We start from the raw sequence: 24,287 nt of genomic DNA, 5'->3' as shown, positions 1-24,287 counted from the left end.
AAGGCCTTGAAAGACCTACTGAATTTGCTGAAAAACCAGGGTCAAGTCGAAGAGTTCGACGCCATCCGTATTGGATTGGCATCGCCTGAGATGATCCGTTCGTGGTCGTTCGGTGAAGTTAAAAAGCCGGAAACCATCAACTACCGTACGTTCAAACCTGAACGTGACGGCCTGTTCTGCGCCAAGATCTTTGGCCCGGTAAAGGATTACGAGTGCCTGTGCGGTAAGTACAAGCGCTTGAAGCACCGTGGTGTGATCTGCGAGAAGTGCGGCGTTGAAGTCGCGCTGGCAAAAGTTCGCCGTGAGCGCATGGCGCACATCGAACTGGCCTCGCCAGTTGCCCACATCTGGTTCCTGAAATCGCTGCCGTCCCGTATCGGCTTGCTGATGGACATGACCCTGCGTGATATCGAGCGCGTTCTCTACTTCGAGAGCTACGTCGTTATCGATCCAGGCATGACCACCCTTGAAAAAGGTCAACTGCTCAACGACGAGCAGTACTTCGAAGCGCTGGAAGAGTTCGGCGACGATTTCGATGCCCGCATGGGTGCCGAAGCTGTCCGCGAACTGCTGCACGCTATCGACCTGGAACACGAGATTGGCCGCCTGCGTGAAGAAATTCCGCAAACCAACTCCGAAACCAAGATCAAGAAGCTGTCCAAGCGTCTGAAGTTGATGGAAGCCTTCCAGGGTTCCGGCAACCTGCCAGAGTGGATGGTGCTGACCGTTCTGCCGGTTCTGCCGCCAGATCTGCGTCCACTGGTCCCGCTCGATGGCGGTCGCTTCGCGACTTCCGACCTCAACGATCTGTATCGTCGAGTGATCAACCGTAACAACCGTTTGAAGCGCCTGCTGGATCTGTCCGCTCCGGACATCATCGTGCGCAACGAAAAGCGTATGTTGCAGGAAGCCGTCGACGCACTGCTCGACAACGGTCGTCGTGGCCGCGCTATCACAGGTTCCAATAAGCGTCCTCTGAAGTCCCTGGCTGACATGATCAAGGGTAAGCAGGGTCGTTTCCGTCAGAACTTGCTCGGTAAGCGTGTTGACTACTCCGGCCGTTCGGTAATTACCGTAGGTCCGACCTTGCGTCTGCACCAGTGCGGTCTGCCGAAGAAAATGGCTCTCGAGCTGTTCAAGCCGTTCATTTTCGGCAAGCTTGAAATGCGTGGTCTTGCTACCACCATCAAGGCTGCCAAGAAGATGGTCGAGCGCGAGCTGCCAGAGGTTTGGGACGTTCTCGCTGAAGTGATTCGCGAACACCCGGTTCTTCTCAACCGTGCACCGACCCTTCACCGTCTGGGTATCCAGGCGTTTGAACCGGTACTGATCGAAGGTAAGGCTATCCAGCTGCACCCTCTGGTCTGCGCCGCGTACAACGCCGACTTCGACGGCGACCAAATGGCCGTGCACGTACCGCTGACGCTGGAAGCCCAGCTCGAAGCGCGTGCGTTGATGATGTCGACCAACAACATTCTGTCGCCAGCCAACGGTGAGCCAATCATCGTTCCGTCGCAGGACGTTGTATTGGGTCTGTACTACATGACTCGTGAAGCGATCAACGCCAAGGGCGAAGGTCGTGTGTTCGCGGATCTGCAGGAAGTTGACCGTGTGTTCCGTGCCGGCGAAGCCGCACTGCACGCCAAGGTTAAAGTCCGGATCAACGAAACCGTCAACGACCGTGATGGCGGCAGCGTGAGCAACACCCGTATCGTCGACACCACTGTCGGCCGTGCTCTGTTGTTCCAGGTTGTGCCAAAGGGTCTGTCGTACGACGTCGTCAACCTGCCGATGAAGAAGAAGGCAATCTCCAAGCTGATCAACCAGTGCTATCGCGTGGTTGGTTTGAAAGAGACTGTGATCTTCGCTGACCAGTTGATGTACACCGGTTTTGCGTATTCGACCATTTCCGGCGTTTCCATCGGTGTTAACGACTTCGTTATCCCGGATGAAAAAGCCCGCATCATCAATGCTGCCACTGATGAAGTGAAAGAGATCGAAAGCCAGTACGCCTCCGGCCTGGTAACCCAGGGCGAGAAGTACAACAAAGTGATCGACCTTTGGTCGAAAGCGAACGACGAAGTTTCCAAGGCAATGATGGCCAACCTCTCGAAAGAGAAGGTTATCGACCGTCATGGCGTTGAAGTCGATCAAGAGTCTTTCAACTCGATGTACATGATGGCCGACTCGGGTGCGCGGGGTTCCGCAGCGCAGATTCGTCAGCTGGCCGGTATGCGTGGTCTGATGGCCAAGCCGGACGGTTCCATCATTGAAACGCCGATTACTGCGAACTTCCGTGAAGGTTTGAGCGTACTTCAGTACTTCATCTCCACTCACGGTGCTCGTAAGGGTCTTGCGGATACCGCGTTGAAAACGGCTAACTCCGGTTACCTGACTCGTCGTCTGGTAGACGTTGCACAAGATCTGGTTGTAACCGAGATCGATTGCGGCACTGAACACGGTCTGCTGATGACTCCGCACATTGAAGGCGGTGACGTTGTAGAGCCGCTGGGTGAGCGCGTATTGGGTCGTGTTATCGCCCGTGACGTATTCAAGCCAGGTACCGAGGACGTCATCGTTCCTGCCGGCACCCTGGTAGACGAAAAGTGGGTCGAGTTCATCGAACTCAACAGCATCGACGAAGTGATCGTGCGTTCGCCGATCAGCTGCGAAACCCGCTTCGGTATTTGCGCCAAGTGCTACGGCCGCGATCTGGCTCGTGGTCACCAGGTGAACATCGGTGAAGCGGTCGGCGTTATCGCTGCCCAGTCCATCGGTGAGCCGGGTACCCAGCTGACGATGCGTACGTTCCACATCGGTGGTGCGGCAAGCCGGACCTCCGCAGCCGACAGCGTTCAGGTGAAGAATGGCGGTACCGTCCGTCTGCATAACCTGAAGCACGTTGAGCGAGTGGATGGTCACCTGGTTGCTGTGTCCCGTTCCGGTGAGCTGGCCATCGCTGATGACTTCGGTCGTGAGCGTGAGCGTTACAAGCTGCCGTACGGTGCCGTGATTTCGGTTAAAGAGGGTGACAAGGTCGAAGCTGGCGCCATCGTGGCCAAGTGGGATCCGCACACTCACCCGATCGTTACCGAAATGAAAGGTACCGTGACCTACGTGGGCATGGAAGAAGGCATCACGATCAAGCGTCAGACTGACGAATTGACCGGTATGACCAACATTGAAGTACTCGACGCCAAAGATCGTCCAGCTGCCGGTAAGGACATCCGTCCTGCCGTGAAGATGGTCGACGACAACGGCAAGGATCTGTTGCTGCCAGGCACTGACGTTATCGCTCAGTACTTCCTGCCAGCCAACGCCCTGGTCGGTGTAGCGGATGGTGCGAAGATCGCGATCGGTGATGTTATCGCTCGTATCCCGCAAGAGACTTCGAAAACTCGCGACATCACCGGTGGTCTGCCGCGTGTTGCCGACTTGTTCGAAGCCCGTCGTCCGAAAGAAGCGTCGATTCTGGCTGAAGTCAGCGGCACCATCGCGTTCGGTAAAGAGACCAAAGGCAAGCGCCGTCTGGTTATCACCCCGAACGACGGTACCGATCCGTACGAAGAGCTGATTCCGAAGTGGCGTCACCTGAACGTGTTCGAAGGCGAACAGGTAAACCGCGGCGAAGTTATCTCCGACGGTCCGAGCGATCCACACGACATCCTGCGTCTGCTGGGTGTGAGTGCGCTGGCCAAGTACATCGTCAACGAGATCCAGGACGTTTACCGTCTGCAAGGCGTGAAGATCAACGACAAGCACATCGAGACCATCCTGCGTCAGATGCTGCGTAAAGTTGAGATCGCTGAATCCGGCGATTCCAGTTTCATCAAGGGCGACCAGATGGAATTGACTCACGTACTGGTAGAGAACGAGCGTCTGAGCGGCGAAGACAAGTTTGTCTCCAAGTTCACTCGCGTGCTGCTGGGTATCACCAAGGCGTCGTTGTCCACCGAATCGTTCATCTCGGCGGCTTCCTTCCAGGAAACCACTCGCGTACTGACCGAAGCGGCGGTAACCGGCAAGCGCGATTACCTGCGCGGCCTGAAAGAAAACGTGGTCGTGGGTCGTCTGATCCCGGCTGGTACCGGCCTGGCTTATCACAGCGAGCGTAAGCGCCGCCGTGATGCAGACAAGCCGTTGCGCGTAAGCGCCAGTGAAGTGGAAGCTGCACTGACCGAAGCGCTGAACTCGAGCGGTAACTGAGTTCTGCGGTAAATGAGTGTGAGGCCCTGGTCACTCCGTTCATCGAATCGAGACAATTTGTCGAGATTGGATGAGCGGGGAGGGCGGGGCCTTGCCTTGACTGGGGACAAGATCCTCTTTAGACTCTTGTACCCCTAAATTTGGCGGGAACTCGTTCCTGCCATTTTGCTTTTCTTGCAAGACAATAGCGTCGCAAGACAACAGTGGAGCTAGTAGATGGCAACTATCAACCAGCTGGTACGTCAGCCGCGTAAGCGTATCGTCGAGAAATCCGACGTGCCTGCGCTGCAGAACTGCCCGCAACGCCGTGGCGTGTGCACCCGTGTGTACACCACCACGCCGAAAAAACCTAACTCGGCACTGCGTAAAGTATGCCGTGTGCGCCTGACCAACGGTTTCGAGGTTTCCTCGTACATCGGCGGTGAAGGCCACAACCTGCAAGAGCACAGCGTGGTACTGATCCGCGGCGGTCGTGTAAAAGACTTGCCAGGTGTTCGTTACCACACCGTTCGCGGTTCGTTGGATACTTCCGGTGTTAAAGGTCGTAACCAGGGTCGTTCGAAGTACGGTACCAAGCGTCCGAAGTAATCGGCCGTTTTGCAGTTTTTCATTTTATTGAGTCGATAAGAGTAAGGTCGGGCACGCATCCATAGGAGCTGTCCCGGGCTAACCTGAAGACCGTTTGAGGGCTTATCAATGCCAAGACGTCGCGTAGCAGCCAAGCGTGAGATTCTGGACGATCCGAAATACGGAAGCCAAATCCTCGCCAAATTCATGAACCACGTAATGGAAAGCGGCAAGAAAGCCGTTGCCGAGCGTATCGTTTATGGTGCCCTGGATACCGTGAAGGCTCGTAAGGCCGGCACCGATCCCCTGGAACTCTTCGAAAAAGCACTCGACGCCATCGCTCCGCTGGTCGAAGTGAAGTCGCGCCGCGTTGGTGGTGCTACTTACCAGGTTCCGGTCGAGGTTCGTCCTTCCCGTCGTAACGCTCTGGCAATGCGCTGGTTGGTAGACTACGCCCGCAAGCGCGGCGAGAAGTCTATGGCTCTGCGTTTGGCTGGCGAACTGTTGGACGCTGCCGAAGGTAAAGGTGCTGCAGTTAAGAAGCGTGAAGACGTTCACCGTATGGCTGAAGCCAACAAGGCTTTCTCGCACTACCGCTTCTAATTTTAGCGTCACTAATTTTGCGAGGGCTTTATGGCTCGTACAACACCGATTAATCGCTACCGTAACATTGGTATCGTTGCACACGTGGATGCTGGTAAAACCACCACCACTGAGCGCGTCCTTTTTTACACTGGCAAAAGTCACAAAATGGGCGAGGTGCATGACGGCGCCGCGACCACAGACTGGATGGTTCAGGAGCAGGAGCGTGGTATTACCATTACTTCTGCTGCCATTACCGCCTTCTGGCAGGGTTCCGCCAAGCAGCACAAAGACCAGTACCGTTTCAACGTCATCGATACCCCGGGCCACGTAGACTTCACTATTGAAGTTGAGCGTTCCCTGCGTGTACTCGACGGCGCGGTCGTTGTGTTCTGCGGTACTTCCGGCGTTGAGCCTCAGTCCGAAACCGTATGGCGTCAAGCCAACAAGTACGGTGTTCCACGTATCGTTTACGTGAACAAGATGGACCGTGCCGGTGCGAACTTCCTGCGCGTGATCGCTCAGATCAAGCAGCGTCTGGGTCACACTCCGGTGCCTATCCAGCTGGCTATCGGTTCCGAAGACAACTTCCAGGGTCAGATCGATCTGATGACCATGGAAGCCGTTTACTGGAACGATGCCGACAAGGGTATGACCCCTCGTCGTGAAGCCATCCCTGCTGAACTGCAGGAACTGGCTGAAGAGTGGCGCAACAACATGGTTGAGGCTGCGGCCGAAGCCAGCGAAGAGCTGATGAACAAGTACCTTGAAGGTGAAGAACTCACCATCGAGGAAATCAAGGGTGCTCTGCGTCAGCGTACTATCGCTGGTGAGATCGTTCTGGCTGTTTGCGGTTCTTCCTTCAAGAACAAGGGTGTTCCCCTGGTTCTCGACGCCGTTATCGACTACCTGCCGGCTCCAACCGACATTCCTGCCATCAAGGGTACTGACCCGGATGACGAGGAAAAGCAGATGGAGCGTCATGCAGACGACAACGAGCCGTTCTCGGCTCTGGCGTTCAAGATCGCTACCGACCCATTCGTGGGTACCTTGACTTTCGTCCGTGTTTACTCGGGCGTGTTGGCCTCCGGCGACGGCGTGATCAACTCGGTCAAAGGCAAGAAAGAGCGCGTGGGTCGTATGGTGCAAATGCACGCAAACGCCCGTGAAGAGATCAAGGAAGTACGCGCTGGTGACATCGCGGCCCTGATCGGCATGAAGGACGTCACTACTGGTGAAACCTTGTGCAACGCTGACAAGCCAATCATCCTGGTTCGCATGGACTTCCCGGAGCCGGTTATTTCGGTTGCCGTTGAGCCTAAGACCAAGGATGACCAGGAAAAAATGGGTATCGCTCTGGGCAAGCTTGCTCAGGAAGACCCGTCTTTCCGCGTCAAGACTGATGAAGAGACTGGTCAAACGATCATCTCTGGCATGGGCGAGTTGCACCTGGACATCCTGGTTGACCGGATGCGCCGTGAGTTCAACGTCGAAGCCAACATCGGTAAGCCTCAGGTTTCGTATCGTGAGCGCATCACGAAGAATTGCGAAATCGAAGGCAAGTTCGTTCGTCAGTCCGGCGGTCGTGGCCAGTTCGGCCATTGCTGGATCCGTTTTGCTCCTGCTGACGAAGGTCAGGAAGGTCTGCAATTCGTGAACGAAGTAGTGGGTGGTGTGGTTCCTAAGGAATACATCCCGGCTATCCAGAAGGGTATCGAAGAGCAGATGAAGAACGGCGTAGTTGCCGGCTATCCGCTGATCGGCCTGAAGGCTACCGTGTTTGATGGTTCTTACCACGACGTCGACTCGAACGAGATGGCGTTTAAGGTGGCTGCTTCCATGGCGACCAAGCAACTGGCCCAGAAGGGCGGTGGTGAGTTGCTGGAGCCGATCATGGCGGTAGAGGTTGTTACGCCTGAAGACTATATGGGTGACGTGATGGGCGACCTTAACCGTCGTCGCGGCATGATTCTGGGTATGGAAGACACGGTCTCCGGTAAGGTGATCCGTGCTGAAGTTCCGTTGGGCGAGATGTTCGGTTATGCGACCGACGTTCGTTCGATGTCCCAGGGTCGCGCAAGCTACTCTATGGAATTCAAAAAATACAATACAGCTCCGTCGCACATCGTCGAAACTGTAACCAAAAAACAAGGCTGATTCAGTCCTTTAGGCAAGGAGTTAATTGTCGTGGCTAAAGAAAAATTTGATCGTTCCCTACCGCACGTCAACGTTGGCACCATCGGTCACGTTGACCACGGTAAAACCACTCTGACCGCAGCTCTGACTCGCGTTTGCTCCGAAGTTTTCGGTTCCGCAATCGTTGATTTCGATAAAATCGACAGCGCTCCAGAAGAAAAAGCTCGTGGTATCACCATCAACACCGCGCACGTCGAGTACAACTCGAAGATCCGTCACTACGCTCACGTTGACTGCCCAGGTCACGCTGACTATGTGAAGAACATGATCACCGGTGCTGCCCAGATGGACGGCGCGATCCTGGTTTGCTCGGCCGCTGATGGTCCGATGCCGCAAACTCGTGAGCACATCCTGCTGTCCCGTCAGGTAGGCGTTCCGTACATCGTGGTTTTCCTGAACAAGGCTGACCTGGTAGACGACGCTGAGCTGCTGGAACTGGTCGAGATGGAAGTTCGCGACCTGCTGTCCACCTACGACTTCCCGGGCGATGACACTCCAATCATCATCGGTTCGGCTCGTATGGCGCTGGAAGGCAAAGACGATAACGAAATGGGCACCACTGCCGTTCGTAAGCTGGTTGAGACTCTGGACAGCTACATCCCAGAACCAGAGCGTGCTATCGACAAGCCATTCCTGATGCCAATCGAAGACGTATTCTCGATCTCGGGTCGTGGTACTGTTGTGACTGGTCGTATCGAGCGCGGTATCGTTCGCGTTCAAGATGCACTGGAAATCGTTGGTCTGCGTGACACCACCACCACCACCTGCACCGGTGTTGAAATGTTCCGCAAGCTGCTCGACGAAGGTCGTGCTGGCGAGAACTGCGGCGTTCTGCTGCGTGGTACCAAGCGTGACGACGTTGAGCGTGGCCAGGTTCTGGTTAAGCCAGGTTCGGTTAAGCCGCACACCAAGTTCACCGCAGAAGTTTACGTTCTGAGCAAGGAAGAAGGCGGTCGTCACACTCCGTTCTTCAAAGGCTACCGTCCACAGTTCTACTTCCGTACTACTGACGTGACTGGTAACTGCCAGCTGCCAGAAGGCGTTGAAATGGTAATGCCAGGTGACAACATCCAGATGGAAGTTACCCTGATCAAGACCATCGCAATGGAAGACGGCCTGCGTTTCGCTATCCGTGAAGGCGGTCGTACCGTCGGCGCTGGCGTCGTAGCCAAAATCATCGAGTAAGCATCTCTTTTGAGATAGCTTCGATGCTTTGAAAAGCCCCCGCTCAGCGGGGGCTTTTTTATTGGGTTGACACCCATCTGGGGCGTCTATAGAATTGCGCCTCCTTTTAACGGGCGTATTGCGCTCGGTGGGAATAGCAGCCGGAGTCTGAAATCCAATGCAAAATCAGCAAATCCGTATCAGGTTGAAGGCTTTCGACCATCGCCTGATCGACCAATCAACCCAGGAAATCGTGGAAACCGCGAAACGTACTGGTGCTCAAGTGCGTGGTCCAATTCCACTGCCTACCCGTAAAGAGCGGTTCACCGTTCTGGTCTCCCCGCACGTCAACAAAGACGCGCGTGACCAGTACGAGATCCGTACTCATAAGCGCGTTCTGGACATCGTCCAGCCAACGGATAAAACCGTTGATGCTCTTATGAAGCTTGATCTTGCGGCCGGTGTGGAAGTGCAGATCAGCCTCGGCTAAGACTCGGTCTTAGTCGTGTAACGCTCTGAAATGGGCGGCCATAGCGGGTGAAAGCCCCGTACACTCATGAGGTTTACAACATGACTATTGGTGTAGTCGGTCGTAAATGCGGTATGACCCGTATTTTCACCGAAGAAGGTGTCTCCATTCCGGTCACGGTCATTGAGATCGAACCGAATCGCGTCACCCAGTTCAAAACTGAAGAGACCGATGGCTATCGTGCAGTGCAAGTCACTGTCGGCGAGCGTCGTGCTTCGCGTGTAACAGCAGCTCAGGCTGGCCACTTCGCTAAAGCGAACGTTGCCGCTGGTCGTACCGTAATGGAATTCCGCCTTGAAGAAGGTGAGTACCAGGCCGGCGATCTGATCAACGCTGAAATCTTCGCCGCTGGTCAACTGGTTGATGTAACCGGTCAGTCCAAGGGTAAAGGCTTCCAGGGTACGATCAAGCGTTGGAATTTCCGCGGGCAAGATAACACCCACGGTAACTCCGTATCCCACCGCGTTCCAGGCTCTATCGGCCAGTGCCAGACTCCTGGTCGTGTATTCAAGGGCAAAAAAATGTCCGGTCATATGGGCGCTGAGCGCGTGACCGTGCAGTCCCTCGAAGTAGTGCGCGTGGACGCTGAACGCAATCTGTTGTTGGTCAAGGGCGCTGTTCCTGGCGCTACTGGCGGCAACTTGGTTGTACGTCCAGCAGCCAAGGCTCGCGGTTAAGGGGAAGCTGACATGCAATTAAATGTAAATGACGCTCAAGCGATCGAAGTTTCCGAACTGACATTTGGCGGCGAGTTCAACGAGACGCTGGTTCACCAAGCAGTCGTAGCCTACATGGCTGGCGGTCGTCAGGGTTCCAAGCAGCAAAAGACCCGTTCCGACGTTCGTGGTGGCGGTAAGCGCCCATGGCGTCAGAAAGGTACTGGCCGTGCTCGTGCCGGTACTATCCGTAGCCCAATCTGGCGTGGCGGCGGTACCACTTTCGCAGCTCGTCCTCAGGATCACTCCCAGAAGCTGAACAAGAAGATGTATCGCGCAGCAATGCGTTCCATCCTTGCTGAGCTGGTGCGTACTGATCGTCTGGTCGTGGTTCAGGATTTCGCCGTTGAAACGCCGAAAACCAAAGACCTGCTGGGCAAACTGAACAACATGAGCCTGACCGACGTTCTGATCGTGTCCGACGCTGTTGATCAGAACCTGTACCTGGCTGCTCGTAACCTGCCACACGTAGATGTACGTGACGTGCAAGGTTCCGATCCAGTTAGTCTGATCGCATACGACAAGGTGTTGATCACCGTGTCGGCCGTGAAGAAATTCGAGGAGCTGCTGGGATGAACCAGGAACGCGTATTTAAAGTTCTGCTTGGCCCGCACGTTTCCGAGAAGGCTACGGTTCTGGCAGACAAGAAAGGCCAGTTCGTTTTCAAGGTTGCTACCGACGCAACCAAGCTGGAAATCAAGAAGGCCGTCGAAAGCCTGTTCAGCGTGAAAGTAGAGCGTGTTACTACCCTGAATGTTCTGGGTAAGAGCAAGCGCACTGCTCGCGGTCTGGGCAAGCGTAATGACTGGAAGAAGGCAGTTATCTCCCTTCAGCCAGGCCAAGATCTCGATTTCAGCAGCAGTGCTGAGTAAGGAAGGGGTGCATCATGGCAATCGTTAAATGCAAACCGACTTCCCCTGGCCGCCGTTTTGTGGTCAAGGTGGTCAACCAGGAGCTGCATAAAGGCGCTCCTCACGCACCGCTGCTCGAGAAGAAATCGAAGACTGGTGGTCGTAACAACAATGGCCGTATTACCACTCGTCACATCGGTGGTGGTCATAAGCAGCATTATCGTCTGGTCGACTTCCGTCGCAACGACAAAGATGGCATCTCTGCCACTGTCGAGCGTATCGAATACGATCCAAACCGTACTGCTCACATCGCTCTGCTGCTGTACGCAGATGGCGAGCGTCGCTACATCATCGCCCCTAAAGGCGTGAGCGCTGGCGACCAGCTGATCGCAGGTGCCCTGGCACCGATCAAGCCGGGCAACGCTCTGCAACTGCGCAACATTCCAGTTGGTAGCACCGTACACGGCATCGAATTGAAGCCAGGTAAAGGCGCTCAGATCGCTCGTTCCGCTGGTGCTTCGGCTCAGCTGATCGCTCGTGAAGGCGTGTACGTTACCCTGCGTCTGCGTTCCGGTGAAATGCGTAAAGTCCTGGCTGAATGCCGTGCGACCCTGGGCGAAGTCTCGAACTCCGAGCACAGCCTGCGTTCGCTGGGTAAAGCTGGTGCCAAACGCTGGCGTGGCGTTCGCCCAACCGTTCGTGGTGTTGCCATGAACCCGGTTGACCACCCACATGGTGGTGGTGAAGGTCGTACCTCTGGTGGTCGTCATCCGGTATCGCCATGGGGCTTCCCGACTAAGGGCGCGAAGACTCGTGGTAATAAGCGTACCGACAAAATGATCGTCCGTCGTCGCAAGTAAATAGAGGGATACGACAGTGCCACGTTCTCTGAAAAAAGGTCCTTTTATCGATCTTCACCTACTGAAGAAGATCGAAGTGGCGGCGGAAAAGAACGATCGCAAGCCGGTGAAAACCTGGTCGCGTCGTTCGATGATCCTGCCACAAATGGTCGGTTTGACCATCGCAGTACACAACGGTCGTCAGCACGTCCCAGTTCTCGTGAACGAAGACATGGTCGGCCACAAACTGGGCGAGTTCGCCGGTACCCGCACTTATCGCGGGCACGTGGCAGACAAGAAAGCCAAGCGTTAAGGGGTTAGGAAATGGAAGTAGCCGCTAAGTTGTCGGGCGCTCGAATCTCCGCCCAGAAAGCCCGCTTGGTCGCCGACCAGATCCGCGGGAAGAAGGTGGGCGAAGCGCTCAACCTGTTGGCTTTCAGCAGTAAGAAAGCCGCCGAGATCATGAAGAAAGTGCTGGAGTCGGCCGTAGCCAACGCCGAGCATAACGAAGGCGCAGACGTTGATGACCTGAAGGTCAGCACTGTTTTCGTCAACGAAGGGCGTTCGCTGAAGCGCATCATGCCACGTGCCAAAGGCCGTGCTGATCGCATCGTCAAGCGGTCTTGCCATATCACTGTCAAGGTTGCTGACAAGTAACGGAGTCGAAGAGATGGGTCAGAAAGTACATCCCATTGGCATTCGCCTGGGAATCGTCAAGGAGCACACCTCCGTCTGGTACGCAGACGGTCGGACTTATGCGGACTATTTGCTCGCAGATCTGAATGTGCGTGAGTACCTCCAAGACAAACTAAAAAGCGCGTCCGTAAGCCGTATCGATATCCATCGTCCGGCCCAAACTGCACGCATCACCATCCACACCGCTCGTCCAGGTATCGTTATCGGGAAGAAAGGTGAAGATGTTGAGAAACTGCGTCAGGACCTGACCAAGCAAATGGGTGTGCCTGTGCACATCAATATCGAAGAGATCCGCAAGCCGGAGCTCGACGGTATGCTGGTTGCGCAGAGCGTAGCTCAGCAGCTGGAGCGTCGCGTAATGTTCCGTCGCGCTATGAAGCGCGCTGTACAGAACGCCATGCGCATTGGTGCCAAAGGCATCAAAATCCAAGTGAGCGGTCGTCTCGGCGGTGCTGAAATCGCACGTACTGAATGGTATCGCGAAGGTCGTGTGCCGTTGCACACCCTGCGTGCCGACATCGACTATGCCAACTACGAAGCTCACACCACTTACGGTGTGATCGGTGTAAAGGTTTGGATCTTCAAAGGCGAAGTAATTGGTGGTCGCCAAGAAGAACTGAAACCACAAGCACCAGCGCCTCGTAAAAAAGCTGCTAAGTAAGGGGTACGCCAAATGTTGCAACCAAAGCGTACGAAGTTCCGCAAGCAAATGACTGGTCACAACCGTGGCCTGGCATTGCGCGGTAGCAAAGTCAGCTTCGGCGAGTTCGCGCTGAAGTCTGTTGCTCGTGGTCGTCTCACCGCTCGTCAGATCGAGTCAGCGCGTCGTGCTCTGACCCGTCACGTAAAACGTGGCGGCAAGATCTGGATCCGTGTATTCCCGGACAAGCCTATTTCCAAGAAGCCACTCGAAGTTCGGATGGGTAAAGGTAAGGGTAACGTCGAATACTGGGTTGCCCAGATTCAGCCAGGCAAAGTCCTGTATGAAATCGAGGGTGTTTCTGAAGAGCTGGCGCGTGAGGCTTTCGCCCTGGCTGCTGCAAAGCTGCCGCTCGCCACCTCCTTTGTTAAACGGACGGTGATGTGATGAAAGCGAATGAACTTCGTGAAAAATCCGCACAGCAGCTGAACGAGCAACTGCTCGGCTTGCTGCGCGACCAGTTCAATCTGCGTATGCAGAAAGCAACTGGCCAGTTGGGGCAGTCTCATCTGCTCTCGCAAGTTAAGCGTGACATCGCTCGCGTGAAGACTGTGCTCAACCAGCAGGCAGGTAAGTAATCATGGCTGAAGCCGAAAAAACTGTCCGTACGCTGACTGGCCGTGTTGTCAGCGACAAGATGGACAAAACCATCACCGTTCTGATCGAGCGTCGCGTTAAGCACCCGATCTACGGTAAATACGTTAAGCGTTCGACTAAGCTGCACGCGCACGACGAAACCAATCAGTGCCACATCGGCGACAAAGTCACTATTCGTGAAACTCGTCCTTTGGCCAAGACCAAGTCTTGGGCGCTGGTTGATGTTCTCGAACGCGCTGTGGAAGTCTAAGGACTAGGGGTCGGAGAAATTATATGATTCAGACTCAATCCATGCTCGATGTGGCCGATAACAGCGGCGCTCGCCGCGTTATGTGCATCAAGGTGCTGGGTGGCTCCCATCGTCGTTACGCTGGTATCGGTGACATCATCAAAGTTACCGTGAAGGAAGCAATTCCTCGCGGTAAAGTGAAAAAAGGCCAAGTGATGACTGCTGTTGTAGTCCGCACTCGTCACGGCGTACGTCGTGCTGATGGCTCCATTATCCGCTTTGATGGCAACGCTGCTGTTCTGTTGAACAACAAGCAAGAGCCGATCGGCACCCGTATCTTTGGGCCAGTGACCCGTGAACTTCGTACTGAGAAGTTCATGAAGATCGTCTCGCTCGCCCCAGAAGTGCTGTAAGGAGATCCGACATGCAAAAGATTCGTCGTGACGACGAGATCATCGTGATCGCCGGCAAAGACAAAGGTAAGCGCGGTAAGGTGCTTAAGGTTCTCGCTAACAACCGTCTGGTTATTGGTGGTCTGAACCTGGTCAAGCGTCATACCAAGCCTAACCCGATGTCGGGCGTGCAGGGCGGTATCGTCGAAAAAGAAGCTCCACTGGATGCTTCTAACGTCGCCATTTTCAACGGCGAAACCAACAAGGCTGACCGCGTTGGTTTCAAAGTAGAAGACGGCAAGAAAATTCGTGTCTTCAAGTCGACCCAAAAAGCGGTTGATGCTTGAACACTGCTAGGTAGATGAGACCATGGCACGACTAAAAGAGATTTACCGGAAGGAAATTGCTCCGAAACTTAAGGAAGAACTTAAGCTTTCGAACGTGATGGAAGTTCCGCGCGTTACCAAAATCACCCTGAACATGGGTCTGGGCGAAGCGATCGGTGACAAAAAAGTCATCGAGCACGCTGTTGCTGACCTGGAAAAGATCACCGGCCAGAAAGTCGTTGTGACCTACGCTCGCAAATCCATCGCTGGCTTTAAAGTCCGTGAAGGTTGGCCGATCGGCGTCAAAGTGACCCTGCGCCGTGAGCGTATGTACGAGTTCCTGGATCGTCTGCTGTCGATCTCCCTGCCTCGGGTTCGCGACTTCCGCGGCCTGAATGCCAAGTCCTTCGATGGTCGTGGCAACTACAGCATGGGCGTGAAAGAGCAGATCATCTTCCCGGAAATCGACTACGACAAGATCGATGCTCTCCGCGGTCTGGACATCACCCTGACCACCACTGCCAAGAACGATGATGAAGGCCGCGCTCTGCTGCGTGCGTTCAAATTCCCGTTCCGCAACTGATTGGAGTAGGACCATGGCCAAGATGAGCATGAAAAACCGCGAGCTGAAGCGTCAGCTCACGGTTGCCAAGTACGCCAAGAAGCGTGCAGCACTGAAAGCTATCATCGTTGATCTGAACGCAAGTCCAGAAGCGCGTTGGGAAGCTACAGTAGCCCTGCAGAAGCAGCCACGTGACGCAAGCGCTTCGCGCATGCGTAACCGCTGCCGCCTGACCGGTCGTCCACACGGCGTTTACCGCAAGTTCGGCCTCGGCCGTAACAAGCTGCGTGAAGCTGCCATGCGTGGTGACGTACCGGGTCTGGTTAAAGCCAGCTGGTAAGTACTGTCAAAGTCTCGGTGTCCAGGATCGCAAGATCCTGACCACCGGTGGCCTTGAATCTGGATCAAGCCCCTTTTGGGGCTTGATTCATTTCCGGGGTGTGTCTAGAATACCCGGCTCGCCTGAGCCCGTGTTTTTCATGCTCGGAGATTCTCGGCGACACGTAATAGCCGCAAGGCTAATTTTTTTGTATTAGGAGCGTCTAGCCCATGAGTATGCAGGACCCGTTAGCGGACATGCTAACTCGTATCCGTAATGCCCAGATGGCTGAAAAGTCCGTCGTAAGCATGCCATCTTCCACGTTGAAGGTAGCTGTTGCCAAAGTCCTGAAGGACGAAGGTTACATTGCGGGTTATCAGATCAGCAGCGAAATCAAACCACTGCTGTCCATCGAGCTGAAGTACTTCGAAGGCCGTCCGGTTATCGAAGAAGTGAAGCGCGTTAGCCGTCCAGGCCTGCGTCAGTACAAGTCCGTCGATGATCTGCCAAAAGTTCGTGGCGGTCTCGGTGTGTCTATCGTCTCCACCAACAAGGGTGTGATGACTGATCGTGCTGCGCGCGCTGCCGGTGTCGGCGGCGAAGTTCTTTGCACTGTGTTCTAAGGGGGGATAAGCATGTCTCGCGTCGCTAAGAACCCCGTTAAGCTGCCAGCCGGTGTCGAAGTAAAATTCGCAGGCCAACAGCTTTCGGTGAAGGGTGCCAAGGGCACTCTTGAACTGAACATCCATTCGTCCGTTGAGATCGTTGAAGAAGCTGGTGAGCTGCGTTTCGCTGCTCGCAATGGCGATCAACAGACTCGCGCAATGGCTGGTACCACTCGTGCGTTGGTAAACAACATGGTCCAAGGCGTAAGCCAAGGCTTCGAGCGCAAGCTCCAGCTGGTCGGTGTTGGTTACAAAGCGCAAGCAAAAGGCACAGTGCTGAACCTGGCTCTTGGCTTCTCGCACCCAGTGGATTACGAACTGCCGGAAGGCATCACCGCTGAGACTCCTAGCCAGACCGATATCCTGATCAAGGGCATCGACAAGCAGCTGGTAGGTCAAGTGGCCGCCGAGATCCGCGACTTCCGTCCACCAGAGCCGTACAAAGGCAAAGGTGTGCGCTACGCGGACGAAGTCGTCCGTCGTAAAGAAGCCAAGAAGAAGTAGGGCATAGCAAATGACCGACAAAAAAGTTACTCGACTGCGTCGCGCTCGCAAAGCACGCCTGAAAATGCACGAACTCGAAGTCGTGCGTCTCTGCGTGTTCCGCTCTTCGCAGCACATCTACGCCCAGGTCATTTCGGCCGACGGCAACAAAGTCCTGGCAAGCGCCTCGACTTTGGATAAAGAACTGCGTGATGGTGCCACCGGCAACATCGACGCGGCCACTAAGGTTGGCCAGCTGGTCGCTACGCGTGCTAAGGCCGCTGGCGTCTCGCAAGTGGCTTTCGACCGCTCTGGCTTCAAGTACCACGGCCGCGTTAAAGCGCTGGCTGATGCTGCTCGTGAAGCTGGGCTGGAGTTCTAAGTTATGTCAAATAACGACCAAAAGCGCGACGAAGGCTACATCGAGAAGCTGGTTCAAGTTAACCGCGTAGCCAAAACCGTTAAAGGCGGCCGTATCTTCACTTTCACCGCGTTGACCGTGGTTGGTGATGGTAAGGGCCGTGTTGGCTTCGGCCGTGGCAAGTCGCGTGAAGTGCCTGCTGCGATCCAGAAGGCAATGGAAGCTGCTCGCCGCAACATGATCCAGGTTGATCTGAACGGCACCACTCTGCAGTACGCAATGAAGTCCGCTCACGGCGCTTCGAAGGTGTACATGCAGCCTGCTTCTGAAGGTACCGGTATCATCGCTGGCGGCGCTATGCGTGCTGTCCTCGAAGTTGCTGGCGTTCAGAACGTTCTGGCCAAGTGCTACGGCTCGACTAACCCGGTAAACGTGGTTCACGCCACTTTCAAGGGTTTGAAAGCAATGCAGTCTCCTGAATCCATTGCCGCCAAGCGTGGCAAAAGTGTCAAGGAGATCTTCTGATCATGGCTACCGTAAAAGTAACGCTGATCAAAAGCATGACCGGCCGTATCCCTAACCACAAACTGTGCGTTAAGGGTCTGGGTCTGCGTCGCATCGGTCACACTGTAGAAGTCCTGGATACTCCCGAGAATCGCGGGATGATCAACAAGGCTTACTACATGCTGCGTGTCGAGGGTTAATCGATGAAACTCAATGATCTGAGTCCAGCGCCGGGTTCCCGTCGCGAAAAGCATCGTCCGGGCCGTGGTATCGGTAGCGGTTTGGGTAAGACTGGTGGCCGTGGTCACAAAGGTCAGACCTCCCGCTCCGGTGGCACCATTGCTCCAGGCTTTGAAGGCGGTCAACAGCCGCTGCATCGTCGCCTGCCGAAGTTCGGTTTCGTTTCCCTGAAGGCCATGGACCGCGCAGAAGTGCGTTTGTCCGAGCTGGCTAAAGTGGAAGGCGACATCGTCACCGTGCAGTCCCTGAAAGATGCCAACGTGATCAACGTCAACGTACAGCGTGTGAAAATCATGCTGTCCGGTGAAGTGACTCGCGCTGTCACTATCGGCAAGGGAATCGGCGCCACCAAAGGTGCGCGTGCGGCTATCGAAGCAGCTGGCGGCAAGTTCGAGGAATAAATGGCTAAGCAAGGTGCTCTCTCTGCGCTCGGCAAAGGCGGTATGTCTGAACTCTGGGCTCGTCTGCGTTTTCTGTTCCTGGCGATTATCGTCTACCGAATAGGCGCACACATCCCGGTTCCAGGTATCAACCCGGACCGACTCGCGGACCTGTTTCGACAGAATGAGGGGACCATTCTTAGCTTGTTCAACATGTTTTCCGGCGGCGCGCTGGAACGGATGAGCATCTTTGCACTGGGGATCATGCCGTACATCTCGGCATCGATCATCATGCAACTGATGACCGCCGTCAGCCCGCAGCTGGAGCAGTTGAAGAAGGAAGGTGAAGCTGGCCGTCGCAAGATCAGCCAGTACACCCGCTACGGCACTGTCGTCCTCGCTCTCGTCCAGGCCATTGGCATGTCCATTGGTCTGGCGGGGCAGGGCGTTGCGTTCACTGGTGACTTTGGCTTCCATTTCGTCGCGGTATCCACTTTTGTGGCTGGTGCGATGTTCATGATGTGGCTGGGTGAGCAGATTACTGAGCGTGGTGTTGGCAACGGTATCTCGATGTTGATTTTTTCGGGTATCGTCGCCGGTCTTCCGAGAGCGATCGGGCAGTCTTTCGAGTCTGCACGTCAGGGTGATATCAACATCTTCGCCCTGGTTGCCATCGGTTTGCTGGCAGTAGCGATTATCGGTTTCGTGGTGTTCATTGAGCGTGGTCAGCGTCGTATTGCTGTTCACTACGCCAAGCGTCAGCAGGGCCGTAAGGTCTTCGCTGCGCAGACCAGCCACTTGCCGCTGAAGGTGAACATGGCCGGTGTTATTCCGGCTATTTTCGCGAGCAGCATTTTGCTGTTCCCGGCTTCGTTGGGTGCCTGGTTCGGTCAGTCTGAAGGTATGGGCTGGTTGCAGGACATCTCGCAGTCGATCGCTCCTGGTCAGCCGTTGAATATTCTGCTGTTTAGTGCAGGGATTATTTTCTTCTGCTTCTTCTATACGGCGTTGATGTTCAATCCGAAAGACGTAGCGGAAAACCTGAAGAAGTCCGGTGCCTTTATTCCGGGCATCCGTCCAGGTGAGCAGTCTGCGCGCTACATTGATGGCGTTCTGACTCGCTTGACCATGTTCGGTGCTCTTTACATGACGGCCGTCTGCCTGTTGCCCCAGTTCCTGGTGGTTGCAGCCAACGTACCGTTCTACCTTGGCGGGACCTCGTTGCTGATCGTCGTCGTGGTTGTGATGGACTTCATGTCCCAAGTACAATCGCACCTCGTTTCGCACCAGTACGAATCCCTGATGAAGAAAGCCAACCTGAAGGGTTACGGCAGCGGCATGCTGCGCTGACCCATAAGGTTCGAGGAGTTGGTGATGAAAGTTCGTGCATCGGTGAAAAAGCTGTGCCGTAACTGCAAGATTATTCGCCGCGAAGGTGTTGTTCGAGTAATTTGCAGCGCGGAACCGCGTCACAAACAGCGCCAAGGCTGAGTGTGATTGTGCTTCAAGCCCGGCAGCTAGTGCGCTGCCGGGTTGATTATTTGTTATTACAGCGATATTATCTCGCGCCCTATTTCTTGGCTTCCGGGGCGTAGGTAGCTGTCAATTGGAGTCCCACTGAATGGCCCGTATTGCAGGCGTTAACATTCCAGATAACAAGCATACTGTTATCTCGCTGACCTACATCTATGGTGTTGGTCGCACTACTGCACAGAAAATTTGTGCAGAGACTGGGGTAAACCCAGCAGCAAAGATCAAAGATCTGAGCGACGAGCAGATTGAACAGCTGCGTGGCGAAGTGGCGAAGTTCACCACTGAAGGTGACCTGCGTCGCGAAATCAACATGAAAATCAAGCGCTTGATGGACCTCGGTTGCTATCGCGGTCTGCGTCATCGTCGCGGTCTTCCAGTACGCGGTCAGCGTACCAAGACCAACGCGCGTACCCGTAAAGGTCCGCGTAAGCCGATCCGCAAGTAATCGCCCCAGCGAATCGACAGGAATTTAATCATGGCAAAACCTGCTGCTCGTCCTCGTAAAAAAGTTAAAAAGACAGTGGTTGATGGCATCGCCCACATCCATGCATCTTTTAACAACACCATCGTGACCATCACCGACCGTCAAGGTAACGCTCTTTCCTGGGCTACCTCCGGTGGTTCGGGTTTCCGCGGTTCCCGCAAGTCCACCCCGTTTGCTGCTCAAGTAGCTGCTGAACGTGCTGGTCAAGCTGCGCTGGAATACGGCCTGAAAAACCTTGACGTCAACGTCAAAGGTCCAGGTCCAGGTCGTGAATCCGCAGTCCGCGCTTTGAACGGCTGTGGCTACAAGATCGCCAGCATCACCGACGTGACGCCAATCCCGCACAACGGGTGCCGTCCGCCGAAGAAGCGCCGCGTGTAATCCAGGAGATTGTAAAGAATGGCTCGTTACATTGGTCCAAAATGCAAACTCGCTCGTCGCGAAGGCACCGATCTCTTCCTGAAGAGCGGCGTGCGCGCGATCGAATCGAAGTGCAACATTGAAGCAGCACCTGGTATCCACGGCCAACGCCGCGGTCGCCAGTCCGACTACGGCACCCAACTGCGTGAAAAGCAGAAGGTCCGTCGTATCTACGGCGTTCTCGAGCGTCAATTCAGCGGCTACTACAAAGAAGCTGCTGGCAAGAAAGGTGCAACCGGTGAAAACCTGCTGCAACTGCTCGAATGCCGTCTGGACAACGTTGTATACCGTATGGGCTTTGGTTCGACTCGCGCCGAATCCCGTCAGCTGGTATCGCACAAGTCGATCAGCGTAAACGGTCAGACCGTTAACGTTCCGTCCTACCAGGTTCGTGCTGGTGACGTGGTCGCTGTTCGCGAGAAAGCAAAAAATCAACTTCGCATTGTCCAAGCTCTCGATCTGTGTGCCCAACGTGGCCGCGTAGAATGGGTAGAAGTAGACACTGAGAAGAAGTCGGGCGTTTTCAAGAACGTTCCAGCTCGCAGTGATCTGTCCGCCGACATCAACGAAAGCCTGATTGTCGAGCTCTACTCCAAGTAAGGGCTAGAAAATAGGTGCATCCATGCAGATTTCGGTAAATGAGTTCCTGACACCCCGCCACATTGATGTGCAGGTTGTCAGTCCAACCCGCGCCAAGATCACTCTCGAGCCTCTCGAGCGTGGCTTTGGCCATACCCTGGGCAACGCGCTGCGCCGCATCCTGTTGTCCTCAATGCCCGGCTGTGCAGTAGTCGAGGCCGAGATTGACGGTGTGCTCCACGAGTACAGCGCCATCGAAGGTGTACAGGAAGACGTAATTGAAATCCTGTTGAACCTTAAAGGTCTGGCTATCAAGCTGCACGGTCGTGACGAAGTTACGCTGACCTTGTCGAAGAAGGGTTCGGGGGTGGTTACCGCTGCCGATATTCAGCTGGATCATGATGTCGAGATCGTTAATCCCGATCACGTAATCGCTAACCTGGCGTCTAACGGCGCCCTGAACATGAAGCTCGTAGTGGCTCGTGGTCGTGGTTATGAACCGGCAGACTCGCGTCAGAGCGATGAAGACGAAAGCCGCAGCATCGGTCGCTTGCAGCTTGACTCTTCGTTCAGCCCGGTTCGCCGTATCGCATACGTGGTGGAAAACGCCCGTGTCGAGCAGCGTACTAACCTGGACAAGCTGGTTATTGATCTGGAAACCAACGGTACTCTGGATCCTGAAGAGGCAATTCGCCGCGCTGCAACCATCCTGCAACAGCAGTTGGCTGCGTTCGTCGACCTCAAGGGTGACAGTGAGCCAGTGGTTGTCGAGCAGGAAGACGAGATCGATCCGATCCTGCTTCGCCCGGTTGACGATCTGGAACTGACTGTACGTTCGGCTAACTGCCTTAAGGCGGAAAACATCTACTACATCGGTGACCTGATTCAGCGTACCGAAGTAGAGCTGTTGAAGACTCCGAACCTGGGCAAGAAATCCTTGACTGAAATCAAGGACGTTCTGGCCTCCCGCGGTCTGTCCCTCGGCATGCGCCTCGACAACTGGCCGCCTGCAAGTCTTAAGAAGGACGACAAGGCGACTGCCTGATCGTCGTAATCACCGAACGTAGTGTTTGGTAAGGAATGAACCATGCGTCATCGTAAAAGTGGTCGTCACCTGAGCCGCACCAGCTCGCACCGCAAGGCCATGTTCCAAAACATGGCGGTGTCGCTGTTCGAGCACGAGCTGATCAAAACTACTCTGCCAAAAGCTAAAGAACTGCGCCGCGTTGCCGAGCCGCTGATCACTTTGGCCAAGATAGATAGCGTTGCTAACCGCCGTCTGGCTTTCGACCGTACTCGTTCGAAAGCTATCGTTGGTAAGCTCTTCAACGACCTGGGCAAGCGTTACGCTACCCGTGAGGGTGGCTACCTGCGCATCCTCAAGTGCGGTTTCCGCGCTGGCGACAACGCGCCTATGGCGTACGTCGAGTTGGTTGATCGTGCTACTGCCGGCGAAGCTGTATCTGCCGAGTAAGACGTCAGTCTGAAACAAAGAACCGGGCCTAGTGCCCGGTTTTTTGTGCCCGTAAGAAACGCGCCGTTTGTACAAGCGTCTCCTTCGTCCGCATCGGCATTATGTGATGGGGATGATCATTAGTTTTTCTCTATCGATGTCTGCAAGTTAATGAATTTGTAGCTGTCGTATTGATGATCAATACTCCTTCTCAGCCGATAGCCGGCAGTTCAAGACCGACAGAGGAAGGAAGATCGCATGAGCCAAAACAAAACGCTTACCACCGCCAGTGGCGCTCCTGTTGCCGATAACCAGAATTCCCGTTCCGCCGGCCCTCGTGGCCCGCTGCTGCTCGACGACTTTCACCTGATCGAGAAGCTTGCCCACTTCAACCGTGAAAACATCCCTGAGCGCCGTGTACACGCCAAAGGCTCGGGTGCCTACGGTACGTTCACTGTGACGCGCGATATCACTCAATACACCAGCGCGAAGCTGTTCGAGGCAGTCGGCAAGCAAACCCCGACTTTCCTGCGGTTTTCCACCGTGGGCGGCGAGCGTGGTTCGGCCGATACCGAGCGTGATCCGCGCGGGTTCGCCTTGAAGTTCTACACCGAGGAAGGCAACTGGGACATCGTTGGCAACAATACCCCCGTGTTCTTCATTCGTGATCCACTGAAGTTTCCAGACTTTATCCACACCCAGAAGCGTTTACCGCAAAGCAACCTGAAGAGTGCCCAGGCGATGTGGGACTTCTGGTCGCATTCGCCCGAGGCGCTGCACCAGGTCACCATCCTGTTCTCTGACCGGGGTATCCCTGACGGATACCGCCACATGCACGGCTTTGGCAGCCACACTTACAGCCTCATCAACGCTCAAGGTGAGCGTCACTGGGTGAAGTGGCACTACAAGACCAAACAGGGGATCAAGAACCTTGCTCCTGCCGAGGCTGCGCGCCTGGCGGGTACTGATCCGGATTACGCCCAGCGCGACTTGTTCAATGCAATCGACCAGGGTGATTTTCCGAAATGGCGCGTGTGCATTCAGATCATGAGCGAGGCTCAAGCAGCGGCGCACTACGAGAACCCGTTTGATGTCACCAAAACCTGGTCGCAGAAAGAGTTTCCACTGATTGAAGTCGGAGAACTTGAGCTCAATCGCAATCCGCAGAACTACTTCGCGGAAGTCGAGCAAGCCGCGTTCGGGCCCAGCAACATGGTTCCAGGCGTTGGACTATCGCCGGATCGTATGCTGCAAGGTCGGGTCTTCGCCTATGCGGACGCTCATCGCTACCGTGTCGGCACCAATCACCAGCAGTTGCCCGTCAATGCTCCTCGGAGTCCGGTCAACAGTTATCAGCGCGATGGTTCGATGGCTTTTGGCAGCAATGGCGGTGCGACGCCGAACTACGAGCCCAACAGCTACGTCGAGTCGCCGAAGCAGGCGCCTCGTTACGCAGAGCCGGCGTTGGCCCTCAGTGGTGCCGCCGATCGTTACGACCACCGTGAAGACACGGACTACTACAGTCACGCCGGCGCATTATTCCGCTTGATGACTGAAGAGCAGAAATCACTGCTGGTCAGCAACATCGCCGGTGCGATGGCGGGTGTGTCGAGTGATGTGGTTGACCGCCAGTTGCAACATTTCTACAAGGCTGACCCGGCGTATGGAGACGCAATCGCAAAGTTGCTCAACGTACAGCTTAACGAAGTCTAAA

At 55.1% G+C, this 24,287-nt stretch carries 34 protein-coding genes; all 34 read left to right on the top strand.

The genetic code is table 11. The features are described from left to right. Positions 1-6 precede the first annotated feature (6 nt). The 34 genes from rpoC to AB4O40_RS14520 all read left to right on the top strand — a co-directional run bounded on the left by rpoC (position 7) and on the right by AB4O40_RS14520 (position 24,286). Complete coding sequence (rpoC, locus tag AB4O40_RS14685; RefSeq protein ID WP_056728978.1) at positions 7-4,206, top strand: DNA-directed RNA polymerase subunit beta'; 4,200 nt, start codon at positions 7-9, stop codon at positions 4,204-4,206. Between the two features lie 216 nt (positions 4,207-4,422). Continuing rightward, complete coding sequence (gene rpsL / locus AB4O40_RS14680; RefSeq protein ID WP_003186084.1) at positions 4,423-4,794, top strand: 30S ribosomal protein S12; 372 nt, start codon at positions 4,423-4,425, stop codon at positions 4,792-4,794. A gap of 108 nt (positions 4,795-4,902) precedes the next feature. Next, positions 4,903-5,376: a 30S ribosomal protein S7 gene (gene rpsG, locus AB4O40_RS14675; RefSeq protein ID WP_007994653.1), complete on the top strand. Its 474-nt coding sequence runs from the start codon at positions 4,903-4,905 to the stop codon at positions 5,374-5,376. A gap of 30 nt (positions 5,377-5,406) precedes the next feature. Then, positions 5,407-7,512, top strand: a complete 2,106-nt coding sequence (fusA, locus tag AB4O40_RS14670; RefSeq protein ID WP_007994652.1) for an elongation factor G — start codon at positions 5,407-5,409, stop codon at positions 7,510-7,512. A gap of 30 nt (positions 7,513-7,542) precedes the next feature. Then, positions 7,543-8,736 (top strand): elongation factor Tu, encoded by a 1,194-nt coding sequence (gene tuf / locus AB4O40_RS14665; RefSeq protein ID WP_008053875.1) that lies wholly within the window; start codon positions 7,543-7,545, stop codon positions 8,734-8,736. Between the two features lie 157 nt (positions 8,737-8,893). Continuing rightward, entirely contained in the window at positions 8,894-9,205 is a 312-nt protein-coding gene (gene rpsJ / locus AB4O40_RS14660) for a 30S ribosomal protein S10 (protein WP_003186070.1), read from the top strand. An 80-nt stretch (positions 9,206-9,285) separates the two neighbouring features. Beyond that, positions 9,286-9,921 (top strand): 50S ribosomal protein L3, encoded by a 636-nt coding sequence (gene rplC, locus AB4O40_RS14655; protein WP_003186059.1) that lies wholly within the window; start codon positions 9,286-9,288, stop codon positions 9,919-9,921. Positions 9,922-9,933: 12 nt separating this feature from the next. Further along, positions 9,934-10,536 carry a 50S ribosomal protein L4 gene (rplD, locus tag AB4O40_RS14650; RefSeq protein WP_003228735.1) on the top strand — a complete coding sequence of 201 codons (603 nt, stop codon included), beginning with the start codon at positions 9,934-9,936 and terminating at the stop codon, positions 10,534-10,536. Further along, entirely contained in the window at positions 10,533-10,832 is a 300-nt protein-coding gene (gene rplW, locus AB4O40_RS14645) for a 50S ribosomal protein L23 (RefSeq protein WP_002555488.1), read from the top strand. Before rplD ends, rplW begins: the two co-directional genes overlap by 4 nt. 14 nt (positions 10,833-10,846) lie before the next feature. Next, positions 10,847-11,671: a 50S ribosomal protein L2 gene (gene rplB / locus AB4O40_RS14640; RefSeq protein ID WP_003176423.1), complete on the top strand. Its 825-nt coding sequence runs from the start codon at positions 10,847-10,849 to the stop codon at positions 11,669-11,671. Between the two features lie 16 nt (positions 11,672-11,687). Further along, the gene (gene rpsS, locus AB4O40_RS14635; protein WP_002555486.1) at positions 11,688-11,963 is read left to right on the top strand and encodes a 30S ribosomal protein S19; all 276 of its coding nucleotides are present in this window, start codon (positions 11,688-11,690) and stop codon (positions 11,961-11,963) included. A gap of 11 nt (positions 11,964-11,974) precedes the next feature. Then, a complete protein-coding gene (gene rplV / locus AB4O40_RS14630) occupies positions 11,975-12,307 on the top strand; it encodes a 50S ribosomal protein L22 (RefSeq protein ID WP_003103908.1) in 333 nt (110 codons plus the stop codon). A 13-nt stretch (positions 12,308-12,320) separates the two neighbouring features. Then, positions 12,321-13,007, top strand: coding sequence for a 30S ribosomal protein S3 (gene rpsC, locus AB4O40_RS14625; protein WP_007970424.1), 687 nt, complete (start codon positions 12,321-12,323; stop codon positions 13,005-13,007). Between the two features lie 12 nt (positions 13,008-13,019). Continuing rightward, entirely contained in the window at positions 13,020-13,433 is a 414-nt protein-coding gene (gene rplP, locus AB4O40_RS14620; protein ID WP_003228729.1) for a 50S ribosomal protein L16, read from the top strand. Further along, positions 13,433-13,624, top strand: coding sequence for a 50S ribosomal protein L29 (gene rpmC, locus AB4O40_RS14615; RefSeq protein WP_002555481.1), 192 nt, complete (start codon positions 13,433-13,435; stop codon positions 13,622-13,624). The genes rplP and rpmC overlap by 1 nt, the downstream gene beginning before the upstream one ends. A 2-nt stretch (positions 13,625-13,626) precedes the next feature. Continuing rightward, positions 13,627-13,893, top strand: coding sequence for a 30S ribosomal protein S17 (rpsQ, locus tag AB4O40_RS14610; protein WP_003176419.1), 267 nt, complete (start codon positions 13,627-13,629; stop codon positions 13,891-13,893). A gap of 23 nt (positions 13,894-13,916) precedes the next feature. Then, positions 13,917-14,285 (top strand): 50S ribosomal protein L14, encoded by a 369-nt coding sequence (gene rplN, locus AB4O40_RS14605; protein ID WP_002555479.1) that lies wholly within the window; start codon positions 13,917-13,919, stop codon positions 14,283-14,285. Positions 14,286-14,296: 11 nt separating this feature from the next. After that, on the top strand, positions 14,297-14,611 hold the full coding sequence (gene rplX / locus AB4O40_RS14600; protein ID WP_003176416.1) for a 50S ribosomal protein L24: 315 nt from the start codon (positions 14,297-14,299) through the stop codon (positions 14,609-14,611). A gap of 22 nt (positions 14,612-14,633) precedes the next feature. Next, positions 14,634-15,173 carry a 50S ribosomal protein L5 gene (rplE, locus tag AB4O40_RS14595; RefSeq protein ID WP_003210069.1) on the top strand — a complete coding sequence of 180 codons (540 nt, stop codon included), beginning with the start codon at positions 14,634-14,636 and terminating at the stop codon, positions 15,171-15,173. 13 nt (positions 15,174-15,186) lie between these two features. Continuing rightward, complete coding sequence (rpsN, locus tag AB4O40_RS14590) at positions 15,187-15,492, top strand: 30S ribosomal protein S14 (RefSeq protein WP_003176414.1); 306 nt, start codon at positions 15,187-15,189, stop codon at positions 15,490-15,492. A 209-nt stretch (positions 15,493-15,701) separates the two neighbouring features. Then, the gene (rpsH, locus tag AB4O40_RS14585) at positions 15,702-16,094 is read left to right on the top strand and encodes a 30S ribosomal protein S8 (RefSeq protein WP_003186040.1); all 393 of its coding nucleotides are present in this window, start codon (positions 15,702-15,704) and stop codon (positions 16,092-16,094) included. A 12-nt stretch (positions 16,095-16,106) separates the two neighbouring features. After that, positions 16,107-16,640: a 50S ribosomal protein L6 gene (gene rplF, locus AB4O40_RS14580; protein WP_003176412.1), complete on the top strand. Its 534-nt coding sequence runs from the start codon at positions 16,107-16,109 to the stop codon at positions 16,638-16,640. 10 nt (positions 16,641-16,650) lie between these two features. Further along, the gene (gene rplR / locus AB4O40_RS14575; protein WP_003186037.1) at positions 16,651-17,001 is read left to right on the top strand and encodes a 50S ribosomal protein L18; all 351 of its coding nucleotides are present in this window, start codon (positions 16,651-16,653) and stop codon (positions 16,999-17,001) included. Positions 17,002-17,004: 3 nt separating this feature from the next. Then, positions 17,005-17,505: a 30S ribosomal protein S5 gene (rpsE, locus tag AB4O40_RS14570; RefSeq protein ID WP_003186035.1), complete on the top strand. Its 501-nt coding sequence runs from the start codon at positions 17,005-17,007 to the stop codon at positions 17,503-17,505. A gap of 2 nt (positions 17,506-17,507) precedes the next feature. Then, entirely contained in the window at positions 17,508-17,684 is a 177-nt protein-coding gene (rpmD, locus tag AB4O40_RS14565; RefSeq protein ID WP_003186033.1) for a 50S ribosomal protein L30, read from the top strand. Positions 17,685-17,687: 3 nt separating this feature from the next. Beyond that, positions 17,688-18,125: a 50S ribosomal protein L15 gene (gene rplO, locus AB4O40_RS14560; protein ID WP_003228720.1), complete on the top strand. Its 438-nt coding sequence runs from the start codon at positions 17,688-17,690 to the stop codon at positions 18,123-18,125. After that, the gene (secY, locus tag AB4O40_RS14555; RefSeq protein ID WP_003228718.1) at positions 18,126-19,454 is read left to right on the top strand and encodes a preprotein translocase subunit SecY; all 1,329 of its coding nucleotides are present in this window, start codon (positions 18,126-18,128) and stop codon (positions 19,452-19,454) included. It begins immediately after the preceding gene. 24 nt (positions 19,455-19,478) lie between these two features. After that, positions 19,479-19,595 (top strand): 50S ribosomal protein L36, encoded by a 117-nt coding sequence (gene rpmJ / locus AB4O40_RS14550; protein WP_002555468.1) that lies wholly within the window; start codon positions 19,479-19,481, stop codon positions 19,593-19,595. 130 nt (positions 19,596-19,725) lie between these two features. Next, positions 19,726-20,082 (top strand): 30S ribosomal protein S13, encoded by a 357-nt coding sequence (gene rpsM, locus AB4O40_RS14545; protein ID WP_009045849.1) that lies wholly within the window; start codon positions 19,726-19,728, stop codon positions 20,080-20,082. A 30-nt stretch (positions 20,083-20,112) separates the two neighbouring features. After that, entirely contained in the window at positions 20,113-20,502 is a 390-nt protein-coding gene (rpsK, locus tag AB4O40_RS14540; protein ID WP_002555466.1) for a 30S ribosomal protein S11, read from the top strand. 18 nt (positions 20,503-20,520) lie between these two features. Beyond that, entirely contained in the window at positions 20,521-21,141 is a 621-nt protein-coding gene (gene rpsD, locus AB4O40_RS14535; protein WP_003176404.1) for a 30S ribosomal protein S4, read from the top strand. A 22-nt stretch (positions 21,142-21,163) separates the two neighbouring features. Continuing rightward, on the top strand, positions 21,164-22,165 hold the full coding sequence (locus AB4O40_RS14530) for a DNA-directed RNA polymerase subunit alpha (RefSeq protein WP_007970428.1): 1,002 nt from the start codon (positions 21,164-21,166) through the stop codon (positions 22,163-22,165). A gap of 42 nt (positions 22,166-22,207) precedes the next feature. Next, positions 22,208-22,594: a 50S ribosomal protein L17 gene (gene rplQ, locus AB4O40_RS14525; protein WP_046041617.1), complete on the top strand. Its 387-nt coding sequence runs from the start codon at positions 22,208-22,210 to the stop codon at positions 22,592-22,594. Positions 22,595-22,831: 237 nt separating this feature from the next. Beyond that, positions 22,832-24,286, top strand: a complete 1,455-nt coding sequence (locus AB4O40_RS14520) for a catalase (protein WP_056728976.1) — start codon at positions 22,832-22,834, stop codon at positions 24,284-24,286. Position 24,287 lies beyond the last annotated feature (1 nt).

This window comes from Pseudomonas sp. S2_F07 (assembly GCF_054668325.1).
Note: the sequence above shows the minus strand (reverse complement) of the source record. Positions and strands in the feature narration are given on the sequence as shown.